At 68.6% G+C, this 22,440-nt stretch carries 19 protein-coding genes and 1 riboswitch; of the genes, 6 read left to right on the top strand and 13 right to left on the bottom strand.

All coding sequences use genetic code 11. The features are described 5' to 3' along the window. Positions 1–352 precede the first annotated feature (352 nt). From ACIRG5_RS32035 to ACIRG5_RS32015, 5 genes are read right to left on the bottom strand one after another with little or no spacing between them, the layout of a single operon-like run. Complete coding sequence (locus ACIRG5_RS32035; protein WP_402911596.1) at positions 353–4,093, bottom strand: ABC transporter ATP-binding protein; 3,741 nt, start codon at positions 4,091–4,093, stop codon at positions 353–355. A gap of 26 nt (positions 4,094–4,119) precedes the next feature. Further along, a complete protein-coding gene (locus tag ACIRG5_RS32030; RefSeq protein ID WP_319975271.1) occupies positions 4,120–4,992 on the bottom strand; it encodes a hypothetical protein in 873 nt (290 codons plus the stop codon). Then, positions 4,992–5,948 (bottom strand): ABC transporter ATP-binding protein, encoded by a 957-nt coding sequence (locus tag ACIRG5_RS32025; RefSeq protein ID WP_402911593.1) that lies wholly within the window; start codon positions 5,946–5,948, stop codon positions 4,992–4,994. Before ACIRG5_RS32025 ends, ACIRG5_RS32030 begins: the two co-directional genes overlap by 1 nt. Before the next feature lie 22 nt (positions 5,949–5,970). Continuing rightward, the gene (locus tag ACIRG5_RS32020; protein ID WP_402911591.1) at positions 5,971–6,408 is read right to left on the bottom strand and encodes a hypothetical protein; all 438 of its coding nucleotides are present in this window, start codon (positions 6,406–6,408) and stop codon (positions 5,971–5,973) included. Beyond that, positions 6,408–6,590 carry a hypothetical protein gene (locus tag ACIRG5_RS32015; RefSeq protein ID WP_045312139.1) on the bottom strand — a complete coding sequence of 61 codons (183 nt, stop codon included), beginning with the start codon at positions 6,588–6,590 and terminating at the stop codon, positions 6,408–6,410. Before ACIRG5_RS32015 ends, ACIRG5_RS32020 begins: the two co-directional genes overlap by 1 nt. Before the next feature lie 439 nt (positions 6,591–7,029). Here ACIRG5_RS32015 and ACIRG5_RS32010 point away from each other — a divergent pair, with 439 nt between their 5' ends. Both ACIRG5_RS32010 and ACIRG5_RS32005 read left to right on the top strand, forming a co-directional pair. Further along, positions 7,030–8,478 carry an MFS transporter gene (locus ACIRG5_RS32010; protein ID WP_402911587.1) on the top strand — a complete coding sequence of 483 codons (1,449 nt, stop codon included), beginning with the start codon at positions 7,030–7,032 and terminating at the stop codon, positions 8,476–8,478. A 9-nt stretch (positions 8,479–8,487) separates the two neighbouring features. After that, entirely contained in the window at positions 8,488–9,168 is a 681-nt protein-coding gene (locus ACIRG5_RS32005) for a TetR/AcrR family transcriptional regulator (protein ID WP_402911585.1), read from the top strand. A gap of 54 nt (positions 9,169–9,222) precedes the next feature. Here ACIRG5_RS32005 and ald read toward each other — a convergent pair whose 3' ends face one another. Further along, positions 9,223–10,335, bottom strand: a complete 1,113-nt coding sequence (ald, locus tag ACIRG5_RS32000) for an alanine dehydrogenase (RefSeq protein WP_319975276.1) — start codon at positions 10,333–10,335, stop codon at positions 9,223–9,225. A gap of 225 nt (positions 10,336–10,560) precedes the next feature. Then, positions 10,561–10,653: riboswitch (glycine riboswitch) on the top strand. Positions 10,654–10,716: 63 nt separating this feature from the next. Between ald and gcvH the strand changes: the two genes are divergently transcribed. Together gcvH and ACIRG5_RS31990 are read left to right on the top strand one after the other, a co-directional pair. Next, entirely contained in the window at positions 10,717–11,100 is a 384-nt protein-coding gene (gene gcvH / locus ACIRG5_RS31995; protein ID WP_319975277.1) for a glycine cleavage system protein GcvH, read from the top strand. 28 nt (positions 11,101–11,128) lie between these two features. Further along, positions 11,129–12,493, top strand: a complete 1,365-nt coding sequence (locus ACIRG5_RS31990) for an L-serine ammonia-lyase (RefSeq protein WP_402911582.1) — start codon at positions 11,129–11,131, stop codon at positions 12,491–12,493. On the opposite strand, the gene ACIRG5_RS31985 is transcribed toward ACIRG5_RS31990, so the two are convergent. From ACIRG5_RS31985 to ACIRG5_RS31970, 4 genes are all read right to left on the bottom strand, one after another. Continuing rightward, complete coding sequence (locus ACIRG5_RS31985; protein WP_402911579.1) at positions 12,480–13,088, bottom strand: hypothetical protein; 609 nt, start codon at positions 13,086–13,088, stop codon at positions 12,480–12,482. The two genes, ACIRG5_RS31990 and ACIRG5_RS31985, sit on opposite strands and share 14 nt — an antisense overlap. A 42-nt stretch (positions 13,089–13,130) precedes the next feature. Further along, a complete protein-coding gene (locus ACIRG5_RS31980) occupies positions 13,131–13,484 on the bottom strand; it encodes a winged helix-turn-helix transcriptional regulator (RefSeq protein ID WP_402911577.1) in 354 nt (117 codons plus the stop codon). A gap of 76 nt (positions 13,485–13,560) precedes the next feature. Further along, positions 13,561–15,153 (bottom strand): TROVE domain-containing protein, encoded by a 1,593-nt coding sequence (locus tag ACIRG5_RS31975; RefSeq protein ID WP_402911575.1) that lies wholly within the window; start codon positions 15,151–15,153, stop codon positions 13,561–13,563. A 487-nt stretch (positions 15,154–15,640) separates the two neighbouring features. Then, a complete protein-coding gene (locus tag ACIRG5_RS31970; protein ID WP_402911572.1) occupies positions 15,641–16,291 on the bottom strand; it encodes a TVP38/TMEM64 family protein in 651 nt (216 codons plus the stop codon). Positions 16,292–16,361: 70 nt separating this feature from the next. Between ACIRG5_RS31970 and ACIRG5_RS31965 the strand changes: the two genes are divergently transcribed. Further along, complete coding sequence (locus ACIRG5_RS31965; RefSeq protein WP_319975283.1) at positions 16,362–16,766, top strand: hypothetical protein; 405 nt, start codon at positions 16,362–16,364, stop codon at positions 16,764–16,766. Here ACIRG5_RS31965 and ACIRG5_RS31960 read toward each other — a convergent pair. After that, positions 16,763–18,640, bottom strand: a complete 1,878-nt coding sequence (locus tag ACIRG5_RS31960; protein ID WP_402911569.1) for an ABC1 kinase family protein — start codon at positions 18,638–18,640, stop codon at positions 16,763–16,765. The genes ACIRG5_RS31965 and ACIRG5_RS31960 overlap by 4 nt on opposite strands. Before the next feature lie 249 nt (positions 18,641–18,889). Between ACIRG5_RS31960 and ACIRG5_RS31955 the strand changes: the two genes are divergently transcribed. Continuing rightward, the gene (locus ACIRG5_RS31955; protein ID WP_402911567.1) at positions 18,890–21,013 is read left to right on the top strand and encodes a glycosyl hydrolase family 95 catalytic domain-containing protein; all 2,124 of its coding nucleotides are present in this window, start codon (positions 18,890–18,892) and stop codon (positions 21,011–21,013) included. A gap of 59 nt (positions 21,014–21,072) precedes the next feature. On the opposite strand, the gene ACIRG5_RS31950 is transcribed toward ACIRG5_RS31955, so the two are convergent. Next, complete coding sequence (locus ACIRG5_RS31950) at positions 21,073–21,468, bottom strand: SSI family serine proteinase inhibitor (protein WP_402911564.1); 396 nt, start codon at positions 21,466–21,468, stop codon at positions 21,073–21,075. 87 nt (positions 21,469–21,555) lie between these two features. Then, entirely contained in the window at positions 21,556–22,425 is an 870-nt protein-coding gene (locus tag ACIRG5_RS31945) for an SGNH/GDSL hydrolase family protein (RefSeq protein ID WP_402911562.1), read from the bottom strand. Between the last annotated feature and the right edge of the window lie 15 nt (positions 22,426–22,440).

The following is a 22,440-nucleotide window of genomic DNA, read 5'->3' as shown; positions in this document are numbered from 1 at the left end:
GGGTTCGGGCCTGGTGGGGGTCACGGAGGTTCGCGTGCTGGCGCCGCCGGGGCGGGACTGGTGGAGTGACCGAGGTTCGTGCTGGTGGGTGTCGCAGAAGTTCGTACGGGCGGGTGCCGCAGGGTTCGTTCGGATGAGGAACCGCAAGGGTTCGTGCGGGTGGCCGCCACGAACGGTCCCAGCCGTCGACATCCCAGGTGTCTGCGTTGCTGTGGCCGGCGGTGGCCGTTCTCGTTGGCGGAAGGGCTGCTTGCCTCGCCATCCCTGTTCCTCGGCGCCCCGTGCTCACCTGGCGCCCGTGCCCACCCGGCGGACGGGTGGGCACGGCGGGCGCTGCTTGGTGGGCTCGGGCTCAGGCGGCTTCCGGGGTGTCGCCGTGGCGCCAGAGGCGGGCGTAGGTGCCGTTGGCCGTCAAGAGGTCGGCGTGGGTGCCCTGTTCGATGATCCGGCCGCCCGCCAGCACGACTATTCGGTCGGCCCTGGCCGCGGTGGCCAGGCGGTGGGCCACCACGAAGGTCGTTCTGGCTCCTGCCAGGTGGTCACTGGCCGCGAGCACCGCCGACTCCGTGGCCGGGTCGAGGGCGGCGGTCGCCTCGTCCAGGAGGAGAAGGTCAGGGTTGACCAACTCCGCTCTGGCCAGTGCCACCAGCTGGCGTTGGCCCGCGGAGAGGTGGTTGCCTCGTTCGCCGACGGGCTGGTGGAAGCCGTTCTGCAGGGTGGCGACCATGGGGAGGGCGCCGACGGCTTCGGTGGCCCGCTGGATCTCCTGTTCGGTGGCCGTGGGGCGACCGTAGGCGACGTTGGCGGCCAGGTCGCCGCCGAACAGGTGGGCCTCCTGGGGGACCACGCCCAGGCGTTGGCGGTACGCGGAGAGGTCGTAGGTGCGGACGTCCACGCCGTCCACCAGGACCGCACCACTCGTGGCGTCGTAGAAGCGGGCGATGAGTTTGACGAGGGTGGACTTGCCCGCGCCGGTCTCGCCCACGAGGGCGACGGTTTCGCCTGGCTTCACGTGGAGGGACACGTTGTCGAGCGCCGGGGTCTCGGCGCCCGCGTAGGTGAAGGAGACGGCGCGCAGCTCCACCTCGCCCCGCAGGCGGGGTGGGACCGGGATCGGGTCCGGCGGTGGTTCGACGGTGCTCGGGGTGCGCAGGAGGTCGCCGATTCTGCGCAGGCCCACCCTGGCCTGCTGGTAACCGTCGAAGACGCCGGAGAGCTGCTGGATCGGGCTGAAGAACAGGCCCAGGTAGAGGAGGAACGCCAGCAGGACGCCCGGAGTCAGCGAGCCCGTCGCCACGCGGTGGGCGCCCACGGCGAGGACCACCGCCTGGGCCACACCGGAAAGCATTGCCACGAAAGGGAAGTACGTGGCGATGTAGCGCTGGGCGCGCAGGCGGGTGCGGCGGTAGGCGTCGCTGCGTTCGGCGAAGGCCTCCGCCGAACGGCGTTCCCGCGTGTAGGCCTGGGAGACGCGCAGGCCCGACACGTTCTCCTGGAGATCGGCGTTGACCGCGCTGACTCGTTCGCGGGCCTCCGCGTAGGCGGTGGACGAGAGACGTTGGAAGAGCACCGTCGCGACGGCCAGGATCGGCAGCACCGACAGGGCGATCAGGGCCAGCGAGGCGTCGGTGAACACCAGGGCCGCGGTGATGCCCACGACCGTGATCAGGCTGATCACGGCGGTGACCAGGCCGGTCTGCAGGAACGTCGAGAGGGCGTCGACGTCCGTCGTCATCCTCGTCATGATGCGGCCGGCCATCTCGCGCTCGTAGTAGTCGAGGCCGAGGCGTTGCAGGTGGGCGTAGCTGCGGACGCGCAGCAGGTAGAGCAGGCGCTCGCCCAGGCGGGCAGCGAAGATCGTGCTGCTCGCCGTGGTCAGCCAGCCGACCACGACCAGGCCCACGCCCAGGACGACGGCCTGCCACAACGACGACTCGGCGCCTCCCACGACACCGCCGTCGATGCCCAGCCGCACCAGCGACGGCATGCCCATGCCGACCAGCGCGTCCAGCACCACCAGGGCGCCCACGCCGCCCAGCGTCCAGCGGACGGGGCGCAGCAGCCGGGCGAGGCGGAAGGCGGGATCGGGGGCGCGCGGGTCTTCGCCGTGCAGCACCGGGATCTCGGTGGCGGGCGGGAGTTTCCGCACCTGCGCCAGCAGTTCCGGGGTGGGCGGGCCGCCGGCCAGCGCGGACATCCCGCCGCCGGCACCGCCGCCTCCACCACCGCCACGGCGCCCGCCGGAGGCGGGAGTGGAGGTCCTGGCCTCGGCGATCAGGCGTTCGTCCAGGTCTTCCTGCGACAGCGCCGGCCACAGCTCACCGGTGCGGACGGGCGCGGCGGACTCGATCGCCTCGCCGGGGCCCGCCAGCAGATCGCGGTAGAGAGCGCAGCGCGCCATCAGTTCGGCGTGCGTGCCGATGTCGATCACGCGCCCCGCGTCCAGGACCGCGATCCGGTCGGCGAGCGACAGGGTGGAACGCCGGTGCGCCACCAGCAAAGTCGTGCGGTGCGCCGTCACCGAGGCCAGCGTCGCGTGGATGGCCGCCTCGGTCGCGTTGTCCACGGCGGACGTCGCGTCGTCCAGCACGAGGATGCGCGGGTCGGAGAGCAGCGCACGAGCCAGGGCCACGCGCTGGCGCTGGCCGCCGGACAACGTGAGGCCGCGCTCACCGACGACCGTGTCGTAGCCGAGCGGCAGAGCCTGGATGAAGTCGTGGGCCTCGGCGGCCTTCGCGGCGCGTTCGACCTCGGCCCGCGACGCGTCAGGCCGGCCGTACGCGATGTTCGAGAACACCGTGTCGGAGAAGAGGAAGGCCTCCTCGAACACCACGCCCACCGTGCCGCGCAACGACTCCAGCTTCAACGTCCGCACGTCCGCGCCGCCGACCCGCACGGCACCCGCGTGCACGTCGTAGAAACGCGGCAGCAGCAGGGAGACCGTCGACTTGCCGGAACCGGACGTGCCGACCAGTGCCAGCGTCTCGCCGGGCTCCACGGAGATCGAGAAGTCCTGCAGCACCGGCTCGCTGCGGGCGTACCCGAACGTCACGCCGGAGAACGAGACCCCGAGCGGCCCGTCCGGCACCTCGCCGGGGCCGTCCGTGACGTCCGGCTGCGAGTCGATCAGTTCGTAGACCCGCTCCACGCCGGCGCGGGCGAGCTGCGCGGACACCATCAGGCTCGACAGCAGCCGCGTCGGCCCGACGAGGTTCGCCACGTACGTCGTGAAGGCCAGGAACGTGCCCAGCGTGACCTGACCGTGCAACGCCAGCCAGCCGCCCAGCCCGAGCACCGCGACCTGGCCGAGCAACGGCAGCGCCGTCACGGTCGCGAGCGGCTTCGACGACAGCCGGGCGGCCCGCATCCGTTCCGCGAACAGCGATTTGGCGTGTTTCTCCAGCCGCGCGACCTCGCGCGCCTCCTGGCCGAAGCCCTTCACCACGCGGACACCGGTGACGGTCTCCTCGACGTGCTGCGCCAGATCGGCGGCCCGCTGCTGCGCCGACCAGGTGGCGGGGAACAGCGTCAGCCGGGTGCGCCCGGCCAGCCACGCCACCAGTGGCAGCACGATCACCGCGATGATCGTCAGCGGGATCGACAGGTAGATCATCGCCGCCAGCGCGGCCACCGCGAACACCACCGTGCCCACGGCCAGCGGCGCCATCATCAGCAGCGACTGCACCAGCTGCAGGTCGGTGATCGAGCGCGACACGATCTGCCCGGTCCGCAGCTCGTCCTGCTTCGCGCCGTCGAGCCGCTGCACCGCGGAGAACACGCCGAGCCGCAGGTCGTGCTGCACGCCCAGAGCCAGCCGCCCGCCCAGATAGCGCCGCAGGAACGCCGACCCGAACGTGAGCAATTCAAGAACGATCAGCGCCACCATGAGCGGCCACAGCCGGTCGGTGCGGCCCACCGTCGAGTCGTCGATCGCGGTCTTGAGCAGCAACGGACCCGCCGCCTGCAGACCCACGCCGACGACCGCGGCGACCACCGACAACACCACCAGGCGGGGGTGCTGCCAGCACGCTGCGGTCAGTCGGCGGATCCAGCCCTTTGTCACGGGACCCACAGTACGTTCGGGGTCCGACATAAAAATGTGACGTCAGAAACCGCAGGTCAGGTGATGTCCTTGGATTGCGTGACCGCCCAGCCGCCCGCGAAGACGATCCCGGACCAGGCGAGGAACACGAGGCCCGACCACCACCAGTCGAGCGCCCCGCCGGCACCGGCGATCGCGCGCAGCACGTCCTCGATCTCCGGCGGCACCACGCCCGCGGACGACAGGAACAGGTCGACCGCGACCGCCCCGGTGAGCCCGTTGATCGACCCGTTCGGCAGGAAGCCGATGACCGCCGGCACCTCCAGGTACGCGAGCACGAAGTGCAGCACGTTCTCGATCACCAGGAAGTACAGCAGCAGCAACACGATCGTCCCGGCGACGTTCGGGATGAGCGCGCCCACGCCGACGCCGAACATCGTCATCAGGATCGACGACAGCACGCAGACCAGCGTCAGCATCGCCCACCCACCGGCGTCCGGCAGCTGCCCGGACTCGCTGGTGAGCACCACGCCGATGCCGAGGAACAGCATGATCGCGAGGCCGTAGATCGCGCCCCACAGCACGTAGACCAGCATCTTCGCCAGCATCGAGTGCATCCGCGACGGCGCGGTCAGGAACGTCGTCGTGATCGTCCTGCGGTTGAGCTCGCCCGAGATCGCCATCGCGCCGAAGATCATCGGGAAGATCGTGGAGATGTTGATCGCCCGCGCCATGCCGAACAGCGAGATCTTCCACTGGTCCGGCGTGACCCCGAGGAAGTCGGACACCTCGTCCACGTCGCTCGACGACGCGAAGTCCACGAAGAACTGTCCCAGCAGACCGGTCGCGAGTCCCCAGCCGAGCGCCAGCACCGCGGTCGGGATCAGCAGACCCCACCACAGGCCGGTCGTCGTCGTCTTGCGGAGCTCCGCCTGTACGAGGTTGCCCATCAGGCCCAACCACCCTGCTGTTGCTGCTGATACGGCGCCGGTGCGCTCCCGGCGTACTGGCCACTGGTGAGCTGGAAGAACAACCGCTCCAGGTCGATCTGTTCCTCCTGGATGCCGTAGATCGACACACCGGCCTTCAACGCGCAGTCCGCCACGTACTTGGAGTCCACACCGGACACCGCGAGCCTGCCGTCCGGCAGTTGCTCGATCGCCTGCACGCCTTCGGCACGGAGAGCGTTCGCGAGCGCGTTGAGGTCCGACGGCTGCACGAGAACGCGCCGCTGCTGCGACTGCCGCAACTGGTCGAGCGGCCCGTAGAACATCGTCTGCCCGCGCGAGATGATCACGACCTGGTCGACGGTCTGCTCGACCTCCGCCAGCAGGTGGCTGGAGATCAGCACCGTGCGTCCCATGCGCGCGTAGGACTGCAGGAACGTCCGCAGCCACGCGATGCCCTCGGGGTCGAGCCCGTTCGCCGGTTCGTCCAGCACGAGCACCTGCGGGTCGCCGAGCAACGCCGTGGCGAGCGCGAGTCTCTGCTTCATGCCGAGCGAGAACCCGCCCACCTTGCGATCGGCGGCCGTGCCCAGGCCGACCAGGCCGAGGACCTGGTCGGCCTGCGCGTCCGGCACGCCGATGGCCGACGCGTACACGCGCAGGTGGTTGCGGGCGGAGCGGGCGGGGTGGAACCCCTGCGCCTCCAGCACCGCGCCCACCACGCGGCCGGGCTGGCCGAGTTGGTGGAACGGTCGTCCGTTGATCGTCGCCGTGCCGCTCGTCGGCTTGACGAGACCCAGCAGCATTCGCAGGGTCGTCGTCTTGCCGGCGCCGTTCGGACCGAGGAAGCCCGTCACGCTGCCGGGGGACACGGTGAAGCTCAGGTTGTGCACGGCCATGACAGAACCGAACTGCTTGGACAGGTTCTGGACCGCGATGAGGCCGCTGCCGTCATGCATGCGGCCCATCCTGCCTGATACGTCAGTCCGGCAAGGCGTGCTTGGGCCGAGACACGACGGGCGCGCGATGCACGACCGACGGTTCGTCCCGCATGATCGGCAGTTCGGTGGTCATCTCCGCCGGGGTCTCCTCCGGCAGTTCGATAACACCTGATCGAGTGAAAGGGTTGCGCAACGGCCGGCGCCGCTCGCGGTGAGGCAGCCCCTCGCCGATCAGGTGCTGGTGCGCCATGTTCCAGATCTGGCACGGCCACCGGCGGCGACGCAGCCAGCCGGGACAGGCCTTGCACCGGCCGTCCTCGTCGGGCTGGTGCACCGTCAGCAACAGCCGCCAGCCGTCCGCCAGGCGGTGGATCTCCGCGCGGGCCAACGGAACCAGCGCCTCGGCCTCTCCGTGCTCTGCGACTTTGTCCAGCAGTGCCAGGCGTTGCAGCACCGCGTCGCGGAGGGTCTCGTCCATCACATCTTCGCCGTGGCCTGGTCGAGCAAAGAGCCCAGGCGACGCGTCTGAGTGGCGGACATCACAGCGGTCTCGCCAGGAGGCGTGACCAGCAGAACCCGGTCGTTCTCCACCAGAACGGTCATCGATCTGTCCCGACCGAACGGGTCGTGGCAGTGGATCCATCCCTGTGGTTCAGCCATGGAATCTCCCTTCGAGGGACACCCGACTCCGTCTTCATCGGCCGAACCCCCTGCTCGCCGCACCGGGAAACAGCGAATTCACTCGTTTGCTGGACTGGCCGGACACGGCCAGTGGTCCACTCGGGGAAACTTTTGGGTCGCGTTTCGGTGGGGGTGCTGGGCGCGCCTGCCCAAGGCCCGCTATATTTGGACACGGCGGCCCCGCTCCCAGTGACCCCCAGGCTGGTTGAGCGCGGCCGCCCTTTACGTGGCGGGCTCCGGCGTTCATTGGTCTTCGACCAATTTCGCCGGAGCCCGCAGTGCTTGTCGGGGGACACCCCGCCCCCCAGGTCTTTCTTCCCCTTTCTTTCCTCGCGTCCGCACGCTCTGCGCGAAATCGGCTTGCGCCCCGCACTCTCGTACGCTGTAAGTTCCTCGTACACCGTAAGGGGGAGGAACGATGACTTCGACGACCGAGAAGGTCGGGGTGCGCCCGCACCCCCAACGCTGGGCCGTGCTCGGCGTGCTCTGCCTGTCCGTGATGGTGGTGGTGCTGGACAACACCGTTCTCAACGTGGCGATCCCGTCGATCTCGACGGGCTTGGACGCGAGCACCGCGGACATCCAGTGGATGATCAACGCCTACTCGCTGGCGCTGGCGGGCCTGCTGCTCACGACCGGATCGCTCAGCGACAGGTTCGGTCGCAAGCGGGCACTTCTGGCCGGTCTCGCGCTGTTCGGCACCGGTAGCGCGGTGGCCGCCTACGCGAGCTCGTCCGAGGCGTTGATCGCGGCCCGCGGGTTCATGGGGATCGGCGCCGCGGTGCTGATGCCCGGCACGCTCGCCGTGCTGATGCAGTTGTTCGACGACGAGGAACGCCCGAAGGCCATCGGCATCTGGGCCGCCGTCACGAGTCTCGGCTTCGCGGCGGGACCGGTGATCGGTGGCGCGCTGATCAAGCACTTCTGGTGGGGCTCGGTGTTCCTGATCAACGTGCCGGTGGCGATCCTCGCGATCGCGGCCGTCGCGATGCTCGTGCCGGAGTCAAAGGACCCGACCGTGCGCAAACCGGACGTGCTCGGCTCGATCCTGTCGATCATCGGCATGGTGTCGATCGTGTACGCGGTGATCGAGGTGCCGGAGCACGGGTTCGGCTCGGCCGAGTTCGGCGTCCCGGTGGCGATCGGGCTCGTCACCATGACCGGATTCGCGTTGTGGGAACGGCACACCGCCGATCCGATGCTCGATCTCGGGTTCTTCAGGAACCGCCGCTTCACCGGCGCGGTGGCGTCCGGCGTGCTCGCGGCGTTCGGCATGGCGGGCTCGCTCTTCCTGCTGACGCAACACCTTCAGGGCGTGCTCGGCTACAGCCCGCTGGAGGCCGGCGTGCGCGTGGCACCGATGGCCATCGCGTTGCTCGTCACCAGCAACACCCTGGGACAGCTCGTGATCAAGCTGGGCGCGGGCAGGGCGATGCTGCTCGGCATGACGATCGTCGCGGGCGGCGTGGCACTGCTGTCGATCGGCACCACCTACCCGCCGACGCTGGCCGGCCTGATCCTCATCGGCGTCGGAGTCGGTGTGTCCCAACCGGTCGCCGTCAACGCGCTGATGGGCTCGATCCCGCCGGAACGCGCCGGCATCGCGTCCGGGCTGTCCGGCACGCTGACGGAGCTGGGCTCGTCGTTCGGCATCGCCGTGCTCGGCGCACTGCTGTCGGCACGGTTCGTGGCGTCGTTGCCGGACGGCGTTCCAGGGCGGTCACTGAGTGAGGCGCTGCACAGCGGTGCGGACATCACGGTCGTGCGCGAGGCGTTCTCGAACGGCATGAGCGTGAGCCTGGTGATCGGTGCGATCGCCGTGTTCCTGGGAGGTGTTGTGGCCAGCGTGTTGCTGCGGCGTGCCTAGGATCGGCCTGTGGACAGCGTGTGGTTCGGCAAGCCCAGGCCCAGCAGCGGGCAGCCTCTCGGCCTGAGCCGGGAGGCGATCGTCCACAAGGCGATGGAGATGCTGGACGAGCACGGCAGGCAGAAGCTCTCCATGCGCAAACTCGCCGCCGAACTGGGCGCGGCCCCCATGTCGCTGTACTGGCACGTGCCGACCAAGGACGCGCTGATCGAACTCTGCCTCGACGAGATCTACGGCGAGTTCCCCCTGCCGGGCCCCGACGAAGACTGGGAGACGGCAGTGCGCGGGATGATGAACGCGATGCGTCATCTCGCGCACAGGCACCCGTGGTGGATCCGGGGCATCGGTGAGTTCAACAGCATCGGCCCGAAGGCCGTGGCGATGTCCGACTCGATGTTCGAACCCATGCTGAGAGCGGGCCTGTCGTTGCCCGCCGCGGCGCAGTCGATCTCGACGGTGTCGAGCTTCGTCGTCGGGTACGCGATCGCCGAGGTCAACTTCATCGCCCGCGGCGGGATGGACTCGCCGCCGCCGGACCTCGCGAAGATCGCCGACATGTACCGGGAGAAGCACCCCAACTACGTCAGGATGCTGGACGAGCAGGAGATCTGGTCGCTGGAAGGACAGTTCGAGTTCGGGCTCGACTGCGTGATCGACGGCATCAAGGCGCGCGTCGCCGCCCTAAGATAGGCGAAACCCCCGCAGCGATTCACGCGTGCGGGGGCCTCATTCATTCAGTTGGTCCTAGACCACGGTCTCCAGCGGCGTGTGCACGAGGCCGGTCGCCTCGGCCACCGGGCCGTTGGTCAGCAGCCCGGCGTGGACGTTGAGACCCAGGGCGAGCGAACGGTCGTCCTTGAGCGCCTTCTCCCAGCCCTTGTCGGCCAGCGCGACCGCGTACGGCAGCGTCACGTTCGTCAGCGCGTAGGTCGACGTGCGCGGGACGGCACCCGGCATGTTCGCCACGCAGTAGAACACCGAGTTGTGGACCTCGTAGGTCGGCTCGGCGTGCGTGGTGGCGCGGGAGTCCTCGAAGCAACCGCCCTGGTCGATGGCGATGTCGACGAGCACCGAGCCCGGCTTCATGTCCGCGACCAGCGCGTTCGAGACGAGCTTCGGGGCGGCGGCACCGGGGACGAGCACGGCGCCGATGACCAGGTCGGCCTCGCGGACGGCCTGCTCGATGGCGAACGAGTTCGAGGCGAGCGTGCGCAGCCGGCCCTGGAACTGGGCGTCGATCTGACGCAGGCGGTCGACGTTGGTGTCGAGGATCTGCACGTCCGCGCCCATGCCGACGGCGATGGTGGCGGCGTTGACGCCGGCCACGCCGCCGCCGATCACGACCACGCGGGCCGGGGCGACACCGGGGACGCCGCCGGGCAGCACGCCGCGGCCACCGGAGGGCTTCATCAGGCTGAACGCGCCGACCTGCGGGGCCAGCCTGCCCGCGACCTCGGACATCGGGGCGAGCAGCGGCAGCGAGCGGTTCGGCAGTTGCACGGTCTCGTAGGCGATGGCCGTGGTGCCGGACGCCAGCAGCGCCTCGGTCAGCGGCCGGTCGGCGGCGAGGTGCAGGTACGTGAAGAGGGTCTGACCGGCGCGGAGACGGGGGTACTCCTCGGCGATCGGCTCCTTGACCTTGAGAACCAGGTCACCTTCCGCCCACACGTCGTCGGCGGTCGGGAGGATCTTGGCGCCCGCGGCGAGGTACTCCTCGTCGGTGATCGCGGAACCGAGACCGGCGCCCTGCTCGACGTACACGTCGTGGCCGCGGCTGGTCAGTTCGTGCGCACCGGCAGGCGTGAGAGCGACGCGGTACTCGTGGTTCTTGATCTCGCGAGGAACTGCGATCCGCACGATGACTCCTCCGTTCGGTGGGCCGACATCTCATAATGTGGGCCAGTCGGAAGGTCATGTCACTGTGCGGATCGCACTATCCGGTACCCCCCTGGTTGTTCATCTAGGACAGAGCGACCTGAGCCTCGTTCGCGTTCCGCTCGACCGTCCTGCGTTGACACTCGGCGGGGGCCGCACATAGCGTTCGCGCCGAGAACTGAACACCGGCCGCGGCGCGCAAGCGTCAGAACCCGAGTGGGAGAGACCTCGACGAACCGGTCGGGGCGCCGAAGGGGCAAGCTCCCGCACACTCTCAGGCAGCAAGACCGCTCGGGGTAGGCAACTCTGCACGGCGGAGGGGGCGCAAGTTTCCTGACCCGTCACAGCCAGAGGAGTCGCGCCGTGGAGTTCCCCGAGAACCTGCTCTACACCGCCGAGCACGAGTGGGTCGACTGGACGCCGGGCACCCAGGACCCGCTGACCTGCGGAATCACCGAGTACGCCGCTGATGCGCTCGGCGACATCGTCTTCGTCCAGCTGCCAGAGGTCGGTGCCAAGGTCGTCACCAACGCGGTCTGCGGCGAGCTGGAGTCCACCAAGTCCGTCAGCGACCTGTTCTCGCCCGTCACCGGTGAGGTGATCGAGGTCAACAGCGCCGTCGTGGACGACCCGGCGATCGTGAACAACGACCCGTACGGCGCCGGCTGGCTGTTCAAGGTCCGCGTCGAGTCGGCCGAGAACCTCCTCACCTCGGCGAAGTACGCCGAGCTCACCAAGTCTGACTGACCGCTCCACCACCACGAGGGACTGATCAGTGGCGATCAGCGTTTTCGACCTGTTCTCCGTCGGCATCGGACCGTCCAGTTCACACACGGTCGGTCCGATGCGCGCGGCCGCGATGTTCGTCGAGAAGCTCGGCGCACGTGTGTCCGAAGTGGACCGCGTGCACGTCGAGCTGTTCGGCTCGCTCGGTGCGACCGGCCACGGCCACGGCAGCCCCAAGGCCGTGTTCCTGGGCCTCGAAGGCAACCATCCCGAAGAAGTCGATCCCACCGTCGCGGCCGCCCGCGTCGAGGAGATCGTCTCCGCCAAACGGCTCAGGCTCGGCGGCGCGCACGAGATCGACTTCGTGCACGACCGCGACCTCGTCATGCACCGCCGCAAGTCACTCCCGTTGCACCCCAACGGGATGAGCTTCGAGGCGTTCGCGGGCGGCAAGTCGGTCGAGCACGCCGTCTACTACTCGATCGGCGGCGGTTTCGTCGTCGACGAGAACGCGTCGGGCACCGACCGGATCAAGCTCGACTCGACGCCGTTGGCTCACCCGTTCCTGACCGGCGACCAACTGCTCGCGCGCTGCCGCGAGACCGGCCTGTCGATCAGCGAGATCATGATGGCCAACGAGCTGTCGTGGCGCACCGAAGCCGAGGTGCGCCAAGGACTTCTGCGCATCTGGCACGTGATGCAGGAGTGCGTCGAACGCGGCTGCAACGAGCACGGCGTCCTGCCCGGCGGTTTGAAGGTCCGCCGCCGCGCCGCCGAGATGCGCAGGACGCTGGAGAAGGAGCACTTCGTCACCGACCCGTTGCGGGTCATGGACTGGGTGACGCTCTTCGCGCTGGCGGTCAACGAGGAGAACGCGGCGGGCGGCCGTGTCGTCACCGCACCGACCAACGGCGCGGCCGGCATCGTCCCGGCGGTCCTGCACTACTACACGAAGTTCGTGCCGGGAGCCTCCGACGACGGCGTGGTCCGCTTCCTGCTGACGGCAGGCGCGATCGGCGTGCTGTTCAAGGAGAACGCGTCCATCTCCGGCGCCGAGGTCGGCTGCCAGGGCGAGGTCGGCTCGGCCTGCTCGATGGCCGCGGGCGGTCTCGCCGAGGTGCTCGGCGGCACCCCCGAACAGGTCGAGAACGCCGCCGAGATCGCCATGGAGCACAACCTCGGCCTGACGTGCGACCCGATCGGCGGCCTGGTGCAGATCCCGTGCATCGAACGCAACGCCGTCGCGTCCATCAAGGCCATCACGGCCGTGCGCATGGCTTTGCGCGGCGACGGCTCGCACTTCGTGTCGCTCGACAAGGTCATCAAGACCATGCGGGACACGGGCAAGGACATGTCGGTGAAGTACAAGGAGACAGCTCGCGGCGGACTCGCCGTGAACGTCATCGAGTGCTGACCTCCGCCAGCATGTCGATCTGGTACACCGCCCACTGCGCGCTCTCGCCGTCCATTTCGGACAGACGGGCGCGCAGTGCGGCGGTGAGCAGCCACTCCCGGATCGGGCCGCCGGGCTCTGGCCAGAGATCCCAGCTGGAGGCGGACCGCCCGCTGCCGGACAGGAAGTCGTAGGACCACTCCCGGGCGAGCTCCGCGACGACCACCGGGGGAAGGTCGTCGATGACGCGCAGCCACGGGGTCACGTCCTGATCCATCTGGGCCGCGGCCCAGATCAGCTCGGCGACCTCCGGCCAGCGCTCCTCGTCGCCGGCGGCGCGGACGACGGTCTCGGTGAGCAGCGATCGCAGCGCGATCTGCTCGTTCTCCGGCCAGCGGGACAGCCCTGCCCACGTCAGGCCTTGGGTGAGCCAGCTCTCGGGGGTGTGGTCCAGCATGCCGACGATCCTGGGCGCGAACCGGCGCCAGGCGAGTTCGTACTCGTCCTCGTCGAAGTGGTCGAAGACCTCCCTCGCGAACTTCCGCAGGAGGTCGTCAGGAACCAGCGCCGGATCCCCGTCGAGCTGATCCAGCTCGGCTTGGTTCCAGCAGCGCAACAGCCGTTCATGCAGTCAGATTAAGCAGCCGGGACAAGCGGATTACCTGGCGTCGTACGCCTTCTGCGCCTCGAGCACCTCTGGCATGCGGCCCTCCAGCAACTGGATCAACGACAGCAACCGCTCGGCCGTGTCGCGGCCCAGCGGCGTGAGGCTGTAGTCGACGCGCGGCGGGTTCGTGTTCTGGGCTTCCCGGTGCACGAGACCGTCGCGCTCCAGCGCCTGCAACGTCTGGGACAGCATCTTCTCGCTGACCCCGTCGACGCGGCGGCGCAGCTCGTTGAAGCGCAGTTGCCCGTCGGCGAGCGCGGTCAGCGTCAGGCTGCCCCACCTGCCGGTGATGTGCTCCAGCGTGGGACGCGACGGGCACGCTTTCGCGAACACGTTGTAGTCCATAGCGGCATCATACCTGGTCAAAACGCTAACTGAAAGTAAGTGTGAGAACTCTCCGCGTCAGGAGAGCTCTCACGCCTCAGAACGGCCAGGTGGCGTTCTGACCTGCTTCGAACAAGGGGACCATGCGGAAAGTCGCGTCCGTCAGGCCGCCGAACTCGTGGCGATGAGCCGTGCCGGTGGCGTACGCGGCGTTCCGGTAGCCACCGAGGTTGAAGCCGTAGATCGGCACGTGCCGCGGCACGACGTCCGAGACGCCCTGCCCGTAGTACCCGGACATCGTCTGCATGTCCGAGATGATGAACACGCGGTCGTGCCCCTTGTAGGTGCGCTTCAACGACCCGACGATGTCCGTGCCGTGCCCGACCTCGCCGATCCGCTTGAGGAACCGGTCGACCTCGCGGATCACCGAAGCGCCCCGCGCGATGTCGTGCCGGAACGTGCCGTCGGCGAACCCGACGACGTCGACCTGCTCGCCCTTCGCGCCCAGTGCGACGCCGAACACCGCCGCGGCCTTGGCCGGGGTGACCTTCGAACGAGCCGAAATCGTGCCGCCGGTCATCGACGCCGAGGTGTCGACGAGGATCAGCGACCGGCCCGGCAGGGCAGGCAGGTTCTCCAGCGACGCCTGCAGCGCCCGGTCCAGGGCGTGGCCCCAGCGCAGGCTCGGAGCCGCCTCGTACGCGGACAGGAAGCGGAACGGGAACTGCCGTGAACGCGCGACCTGGCCCGGGTCGGCCAGACGTGCCGCGACAGCCGCCGCTGCCTCGTCGGACATGCCGGCCTCGTCGAAGTTCCTGAGGTTGCGCAAAAGAGCCATGTAACCCATCGACGGCGCCAGTGCCTCCCACACCTCACGGGTCAGCGGTCCCTGCAGCCATCCGGCCACGGACTCCCACGTCATCCCCGCCTGACGCAGCACGTCGACCGCGTCGGGACGGGAGAACAGCGAACGGCGCTGCTCGACCGGCCACGCCATCAGCTCACGCCGTGCCGCGATCACGCGCAGCTCGGCGGGAACGTCCGCCTCCGCGGAACGGCGGCGGTCCAGCACGTACTGGAAGAGCGCGCCCTGCCACGGAGCGGCGGGCGAGGGGTGGGCGAGGTTCAGCACGTCGGCCATCCGGAAGCCACGGGCGTCGCTGTCCCACTTGAGGACCGCGCGCTCGTTGTACAGGCGCCCGACGGCGTCGGCGATGCCGCGCTTGATCGGCTTCGGCACGCGCCGGCCGTTCGTGCCGGTCCAGTAGGCCAGGAGTTCGCCCGGCTCGTCGGCGCGCTGCAGCACGGAGTCCACGACGGCGCGGTTGGTCACGCCGACGTCGGACTCGGCCACGAGCCGTGCGAGCACGAACTCGGCCGCGCCGACGAGCGACGCCGTGCGCATGTTCGCCTCGCCGCGCAGCCACGCGAGCAGGCGCGCGGTCCACTCGGGATCCGCCAGAGCGGTCTCGTGGACGAGCTGGGCGAAGCGGTTGTCGCGCTGACCGCCGGACTCGTAGAAGGTGTCCTCGCCGCCGCCCATGTTCGACACGGCGAGCAGGAACAGCTCGGACTTCGCGTCACGGGCGTAGCCGTCGCCACCCTCGTAGGTGCGGCGGGTCGGTTCCGGCGCCGTGGCGACCGGGCTGGTGCCCGCCGGACGTGCGCGGAAGATGTTGAACTTCGCCATCGGCTCTTTCCCCCTCGGAAAAACAAAGGGAGCCCACAAACCCAACACGTGTCCGAGATCAAAGTCGCGGAAGGTACGTAGCTGCTCTGCCAGTTGAGCTACAGCCGGTTTCCCGTCTGGCGGGACTCGAACCCGCAACCCGCCCATTAACAGTGGAAGTAACCCTCTGCTTCGCACCGGACACGTGTGAAGTTGTGTGCTCCCGAGATCAAACGCGCCCACGGTCGGGTTTCATGTCGAGTGAAGTAACCGTGGACTTCGCACCGGGTGCGATTTATATGCAACCACATCGCGCCAGCGATTTAATTCCGGCAGATGTGGAGTTGTTGGACGCCCGAGATCAAATCGCGGAGGGTGACGTGCCCACCGAGGTGAGCGAGACCGGCCGAAACCGGCCTCAGGAGTCGAACCTGAGTAATCACCGGAAGTAACCCTCCGCTGCGCACCGGGCGCACACTCATACAACCACGCCGCGCAAAGGGTTTTCCTAAGGCGCCGCCTTCACGAGCCGGCGCAGCAGGTAGAAGAGGCCGACCGTCAGCAGGAATCCGACGGCGCTGATCATCACGATCTGCTCGACCGTGTCGGCCTTCGATCCCGCGAACACGTAGGCGGCGCAAATGGGGATGGTGCCGATGAGGGTGAACGACATGAACTGGCGGAACGACACCCTGGACACCCCCGCCGAGACCGACACCGTCTCCGCCATCATCGGAATACCGCGCGCCACTCCGAAGAACCAGGGACCGAACTGACGGCCCCATCGCCGCATTTCGGTCAGCTCCTCGATGGTCACCACCCGGCGCACCAGCCACGGGCCCGCGAACCGGCCCAGGGCGTACCCTGCGGCAGAGGAACCCAGGGATCCGACGACCGCGAGTGCCAGCCCGACGGGCAGGCCGAGTGCCGTTCCCGCCAGCACGATGAGCGGAGTGGACGGCACCGGCAGCAGCACGTCCACGACGAGCAGGGCGAAGATCGCCGCCGCCGCCCACAGCGGGTCGATGCCGCGCACCCACGACACGACCCCTTCGAAGTCGATGAGGTCCAGTGCCTCGAACACGATCCAGCTCAGCAGGACGAAGCCGAGCACGACGGCCGGTATCCACTTCCACCGAACGCCCGTCTCATAACTCATCGGGTGATGGTCGCCCACGTCGATCCGCCGGACAATCCGCCAGTGGCGCAGGTTCCGCGAAGGGACACACATGAGTGACGATCTCGTGCCTTTTCTGGGGCACTGGGTGCTCGACCCGGCACGCTCCGCGTACACGGGCGGCAATCCTCCCCGCAGCGGTCACCACGACCTGCGGCTGGAGGGCGAGCGGCTGATCGTGAGCATCGAGGGCGTGCTGGGGTCCGGTGATCCCATCCGCACCGGGTACACATTGGACCTGTGGCACGACACGCCGATGAGTGTCGGCAAGGTCGACCGCGTGCGCACGGTCGTGGAACCCAGACGGTTCTGCACGATCGCCTATGCGGGTGCGCAAGCGGTTGCGCGCTCGTGGCGGATCCTCGGGCACCTCAACGAGATGACGATCGTCCAGTCCGCTCCCGACCAGTTCGGCGTGTGGCGTGACGACGTCTCGGTGTATCGCAGGCAGTTCTAAGGTCGTGGTCGGAACACCGTGACGACGACGCGCAGACCCAGCAGCACGCTGATGATCAGCAGGTTGTAGCCGAACACCTGGTACAGCCCGATGTCCGCCGCGACCTCGGGTCCGCCGGACGCCCCGAGCAGCAGCACCGCCATCACACCCGCGGTCGCACCCAGCACGGTCAGCATGACCTGGTGCAGCAGGCCGGTGACGAACGACCGGTCGCGTTCGTCCGCGAACAGCCTCATCGACATGCTCAGCCGGCCCTGCTCCATCGCCCCGGTGATCCGGTCGATCCGCCGCGGCAACCGGCGCAGCATCGGCAGCACGGCCTGCAGTTCCTCGGTCATGGTCCGCTTCACCGACTCCGGCGTGAGCCGTTCGGAGATCTGCTCGGCGGCGAACGACCGCGACTCCACCACGATGTTGAAGTCCGGCGCGAGCACCGCCAGCGTGCCCTCCAGCGTCGCCAGGGCCCGGAACACCGCCGCGATCTCCGGCGGGACGGCAAGCCCGAACCGCGACACGATCAGGAACAGGTCGCCGAACATCTCCACGTCCGGCCGCATGCCCGCGCCGAGGTGCCGGGCCATGAACTGGCCGAGCGCGCGTTCCAGTCGTTGCTCGTCGATGTCCTCCGGCCGTGAGGTCAGCTCCAGCAACGCGTCGGTGAGGCTTGCCGGGTCGCTGCGGTCGATGGCGAGCAGCAGCCGTTGCAACGCCGAGCGCAGCGCCGAGTCGATCCGCCCGACCGAGCCGAAGTCGAGCAGGCCGAGGCGTCCGTCGGCGAGCAGCAGCACGTTGCCGGGGTGCGGGTCGGCGTGGAAGACGCCGTCCAGCATCACCTGGCGCAGCACGAACCGCAGCAGCGTCCGTGCGAGCCCCACGTCCTCCGAGGCGCCGCGCAACGGCACGCCGTCGAGCCGGTCCATGACGAGCACCCTGGACGTCGACAGGTGGACGTGAGGCAGTCCTACCGACGAGTCCGACGCCGCCGCCACGGCCGTGATGTTGCGTGCCTCGATCTTGAAGTCGAGCTCCTCGCGCAACGCCGCCGCGAAGCCCGCCGCCAGGTCGCGGACGCCCAGCGCGGCACCCCACCGCGTGCGTTGCAGCGTCTCGGCGAGGCGGGCGACGATGTCCAGGTCGCCCTCGGCCGTCGCCCGGACGTCCGGGCGTTGCACCTTCACGACCACCTCGGCGCCGGACTTCAGCACGGCCCGGTGCACCTGCGCGATCGAGGCCGCGGCCAGCGGTTCGGGATCGACCTCCAGGAACGCGTCGAGCCCGACCTCGGCGTCGAGCACCGCCCTGACCTGCTCCCACTTCGCCGCCGGCACCTTGTCCTGCAGCAGGCTCAGTTCGTCGACGAAGTCCTGCGGCAACAGGTCGGCGCGCGTCGACAGCACCTGCCCGAGCTTCACGAACGTCACGCCGGCGTCCTGCAACGCGAGTCGCAGCGACCGCGCGAGCCCCGTGGAGGTGCGTTCGCGGCCGCGCAGGTAGGGCCCCAGGCCGTGCCGGAACGCGATGGCGGTGATCCGCGAGTACCGCCGGGTTCGTGCGATCCGGCGCCGCGCCATGCCCCACCACTCGGTGGGCGGCGGGATCGAGCCGGTCGGCACGATGATCTCCGCGAACGCCAGCAGGCCGATCACCGCGAGGAGCGACAGCCCCAGTTGGAGCGTCACCAGCCCGGCAGAGGGCTCCGCGGTGGTCTCTCCGAAGGCGCTCGACGCGATCGAGATCGCCATCAGGCACGCCAGCGCCGTGCGGATCAGGCCGATGCGCAGGCCGAGGATGCGCCGCGCGGCCAGGGCCATGCCCATGACCAGCAGCAGGAACGTGATCGGGAAGCCGATCGTGTAGACGAGGAAGTCCCCCATGATCGAAGCCTAGGGCCTCTTGACTGAGACCGTGGGCGTCACGAAAGATCCGATGAATCGCCGCCAGCGTTGACCTGACCGCACAGCGAAGTGAGGTGCTCGGCAGTGGTCGAACTCAACCGGCGCACAGTGATCGGAGGCGCTCTAGCAGGGGTGGCGGGTAGTGCGCTGCTCTCTGGGAGTGCGTTCGCGGGTGATGCGTTTAGCTGGAAGGACTTCATCGGGTCATCCGATCTCATCTGGAAGAAGATGCCCACGACCTGGTTCGAGGGCCCGTTCCTCGGCAACGGCTACCTCGGCTCCGGCATCTACGCCGAACCAGGTGCCAACGCCGTCAGGTTCAACGTCCAGCACTCCCAGGTGCAGGACCACCGGCCGGAGTTCGGGGCGCTGTTCGGCCTCGCCCGGCTGCCCATCGGCTACTTCACGCTGGAACCCGTCGGCGCGATCACCGGCGTCGACCTGCGGCTGGACCTCTGGAACGCCGAACTGACCGGCACGATCACCACGGCCGCCGGAAGTCTTCGGGTGCGCGCCCTCATCCACACCCGGCGCGACCTCTACGCGATCGACGTCCAGGCCAGCGAGGGCGAACGCGCGTTCAGGTGGGTCTTCCACCCGCTCAAGGCGATCAGCCCGCGCACCGACCCGAAGTGGGGCCGCCAGCCACCCGCCGGATTCACCGACAACCCACCCGTGCAGCTGACCAGCGCCGGTGACGTGCAGCTGGCCGTGCAGCCGTTGAACGCGGGCGGCGAGCACGTGACGGCGTGGCACGAGGTCACCCGTGGCACCCGGCGGACGCTCTTCACCAGCGTCGCGTGGTCACATCCGGCGAAAACGGCGGTGCGCAAGGCGATCGCGAACGTCCAGTGCGGCTCGATCGACGGGCTCGCCGTCGAACATCGTTTGTGGTGGCACGACTTCTACCGCAGGAGCTTTCTGTCCATTCCGGACAAGCGGTTGCAGGCGTTCTACTGGATCCAGCTCTACAAGTTCGCTTCGGCGGCGCGGAAGGAGGCGCCCGCGATCGCGACCTGCGGGCCGTGGCTCGAGAACACGCCGTGGCCCAACACGTGGTGGAACCTGAACGTGCAGCTGGAGTACTGGCTGATCCACGGCTCCAACCACGTCGAGTTCGACGCCGTCACCTACTCCGTCGACAGGTATCGCGACGCGCTGGTGGAGCAGGTGCCGGCCGAGTACCGGCACGACTCCGCCGGCATCCCGCGCACCACCGACACCGTGCTGAACAACGGCGCGGGCATCGGCAACTCCGGTTACGGCGTGGGCGTTCCCGGCAAGGACGTGCCGACGCCCGAGGTCGGCAACCTGACCTGGACGCTGCACAACGTCTGGCTCACCTACCGGCACACGATGGACGACCGCGTGCTGCGGGGCGTGCTGTTCCCGTTGCTGCGCAGGGCGATCAACTACTACTTCCACTTCCTGACGAAGGGCTCGGACGGGAAGTGGCACCTGCCGATCACGTTCTCGCCCGAGTACGGCGTGAACGCGCCGGACTGCACCTACGACCTGGCGCTGATCCGGTGGGGCTGCCGGACGTTGCTGGAGTCCGCGAAGTCCTTGCGCGTCGACGATCCGTTGGTCCCGAGGTGGCAGGACACGCTCGCCAACCTCACGCCGTACCCGGTGGACGCCAACGGATACATGATCGGCGCTGGGGTGCCGTTCGCGAAGTCGCACCGGCACTACTCGCACCTGCTGCAGATCTATCCGCTGTACGAGGTGACTTGGGAGGACACCGCCAGTCGTCAGCTCATCGAGACTTCGCTGAACCACTGGATCAGCTTCGAAGGAGCGTTGCAGGGCTACACGTTCACGGGAGCGGCGTCGATCAGCGCGCAGATGTTGCGCGGCGACAAGGCCGACTTCTACCTCGGTGAGCTGATGCGCCGGTACATCAAGCCGAACACGATGTACCAGGAGTCCGGTCCGGTCATCGAAACGCCGTTGAGCGCGGTGCAGTCGATGTACGACATGCTCTGTCAGAGCTGGGGTGGCGTGATCCGGGTCTTCCCCGCGGTGCCGTGGCCGGACATCTCGCTCGACGACTTCCGGACGCAGGGTGCGTTCCTGCTCTCCGCGTCACGGCAGAACGGCGTCACGCGGTGGATCAGGCTGCGCAGCGAGGCCGGCGCGCCTTGCGTTGTGCGCACGGACATCAAGGATCCGGTCGTGCGTGATTCGCGTGGTCGGCCGAAGCGGTTCTCGGTGCTGGCCAACGGAGATCTGCGCATCGACCTGCGGCGCGGTGAGGAGGCTGTCATCCACCGCAACGGAGACAAGCCCGATTTGAGGGTAGGACCGGTGGGCGGATCACCGGTTCCGTCGTGGGGGCTTCCTGGTTAGTGCGTCGCCGGTGTTCCAGCACGACGGCGGTGCGCTGGAGCACCGGCGAACGCGGTTCTTTAGAAGTCGAAGACCTTGCCGGTGTACGCGCGCATCACGCACGGGTTCGAGAACACCTGCTGGAAGTCGACCCTCTTGGTGCGCCACTTGCCGCGCAACGTCGCCTTCACCGGGTTCAGCTCCATCGTGCAGAGCGCGTCGGCCGCGTCCATTCTGCGGAAGTCGCCTTCGACGGGCAGGAGCTCTTCGCACGCCGTTTCGGCGTTCTTGTGCAGTCCGCCTGCGGGTTCGCAGTTCAGCTGCGTGGTGCTGAGTGTGCCCATCTCCGGTTGCACCGACAGCACCAGGCCGGATGCGGGGAGGAGAGGCGCTGTCAGGGGTGCCGCCTGAGCCGTCGCGGGGACGAGCGGTGCGGCGAGCGCGAGACAGGCAAACAGAAGTCGGGTCCTTGCCATGCCACCACTCTGGCGCGGCAAGGACCCGGAATTCCATTCAACCGAGCGGTAACACCAGATCGTGTAAACCGCCGAAAGTACGTGCAACTAGACGCCGGTCAGTTCCGTCCCGGCGAGAGCGGCCGCCACCTGACTACCCACCGCAGCCATGCCCTTGGCGTTCGGGTGAACCGGGAACGCGAGGCTCGTCGGGATGATGCCCTCGACCCACTTGTCCCACGGTGCCGCACACGTATCGCGACCGGTGCTGATGTCGTAGGGGTTCACGAAAGTGGCGCCGGCTGCTTTCGCCTGTGCGCCCAGCATTCCGTTGAGCTGCTGCTGGACGTTGTCGAGGTACGGCACGTCGCCGCTGGAGATCGGCACGATCGGCCAGCAGCCACCCGACGGCGGCAGGATCCGCAGGTAGCCGACGACCACGATCCTGGCCTTCGGGCTGCGTTGCCTGATGCCCGCGAGCACGGCGGCCACCTTGGCGGAGGTGGCGTCGACGCGCTGACCGAGCGAGTCGCCGTAGGTCGCCTTGCAGGGAGCGCCGTGCGGGTCGGCCAGGCTCTTGCCTGCGCAGGTCAGGATGATGTCGGAGAAGCCGATGTCGTTGCCGCCGATGGACACCGTGACGAGGTCCGTATCGGCTTTGAGGGCGGAGAACTGCGGCGCGGACTGACCGGGGATGCCGCTCTGGACGCCCGCCATGTCCTTGGTCTGCGCGCCACCGCAGGAGATGTCGGTGAAGTTGGCGACGCCGAGCTTCTTCGCGAGCACGGACGGGTAGTTCTGAGTGGACTTGAAGCAGCTCAGCGGGTCGAGCCGCTGCAGGGGGATGAACGGTCCGGAGACGAACGAATCTCCGAGCGAGACGTAGTTCCGGTACTTCGGGGCGGCGCTGGCGTGCGGGGCCAGCAATGCCGCGATCAGGGCCGTGAGCAGGGAGACAACAGTCACTCGGCGCGTCATTGCTACCTCGTTACT

Source organism: Lentzea sp. NPDC102401 (genome assembly GCF_044765805.1).
Classification (GTDB): Bacteria; Actinomycetota; Actinomycetes; order Mycobacteriales; family Pseudonocardiaceae; genus Lentzea; species Lentzea sokolovensis.
Note: the sequence above shows the minus strand (reverse complement) of the source record. Positions and strands in the feature narration are given on the sequence as shown.

Coding starts and splice junctions, on each gene's coding strand:
- ACIRG5_RS31980 (WP_402911577.1), bottom strand. CDS start 13,484: ATGGACTACAACGTGTTCGCGAAAGCGTGCCCGTCGCGTCCCACGCTG.
- ACIRG5_RS32035 (WP_402911596.1), bottom strand. CDS start 4,093: ATGTCGGACCCCGAACGTACTGTGGGTCCCGTGACAAAGGGCTGGATC.
- ACIRG5_RS32015 (WP_045312139.1), bottom strand. CDS start 6,590: ATGGCTGAACCACAGGGATGGATCCACTGCCACGACCCGTTCGGTCGG.
- ACIRG5_RS31970 (WP_402911572.1), bottom strand. CDS start 16,291: ATGAGTTATGAGACGGGCGTTCGGTGGAAGTGGATACCGGCCGTCGTG.
- ACIRG5_RS32010 (WP_402911587.1), top strand. CDS start 7,030: ATGACTTCGACGACCGAGAAGGTCGGGGTGCGCCCGCACCCCCAACGC.
- ACIRG5_RS32025 (WP_402911593.1), bottom strand. CDS start 5,948: ATGCATGACGGCAGCGGCCTCATCGCGGTCCAGAACCTGTCCAAGCAG.
- ACIRG5_RS32020 (WP_402911591.1), bottom strand. CDS start 6,408: ATGGACGAGACCCTCCGCGACGCGGTGCTGCAACGCCTGGCACTGCTG.
- ACIRG5_RS31960 (WP_402911569.1), bottom strand. CDS start 18,640: ATGGGGGACTTCCTCGTCTACACGATCGGCTTCCCGATCACGTTCCTG.
- ACIRG5_RS31945 (WP_402911562.1), bottom strand. CDS start 22,425: ATGACGCGCCGAGTGACTGTTGTCTCCCTGCTCACGGCCCTGATCGCG.
- ACIRG5_RS31975 (WP_402911575.1), bottom strand. CDS start 15,153: ATGGCGAAGTTCAACATCTTCCGCGCACGTCCGGCGGGCACCAGCCCG.
- ACIRG5_RS31965 (WP_319975283.1), top strand. CDS start 16,362: ATGAGTGACGATCTCGTGCCTTTTCTGGGGCACTGGGTGCTCGACCCG.
- ACIRG5_RS32030 (WP_319975271.1), bottom strand. CDS start 4,992: ATGGGCAACCTCGTACAGGCGGAGCTCCGCAAGACGACGACGACCGGC.
- ACIRG5_RS31955 (WP_402911567.1), top strand. CDS start 18,890: ATGCCCACGACCTGGTTCGAGGGCCCGTTCCTCGGCAACGGCTACCTC.
- ACIRG5_RS31950 (WP_402911564.1), bottom strand. CDS start 21,468: ATGGCAAGGACCCGACTTCTGTTTGCCTGTCTCGCGCTCGCCGCACCG.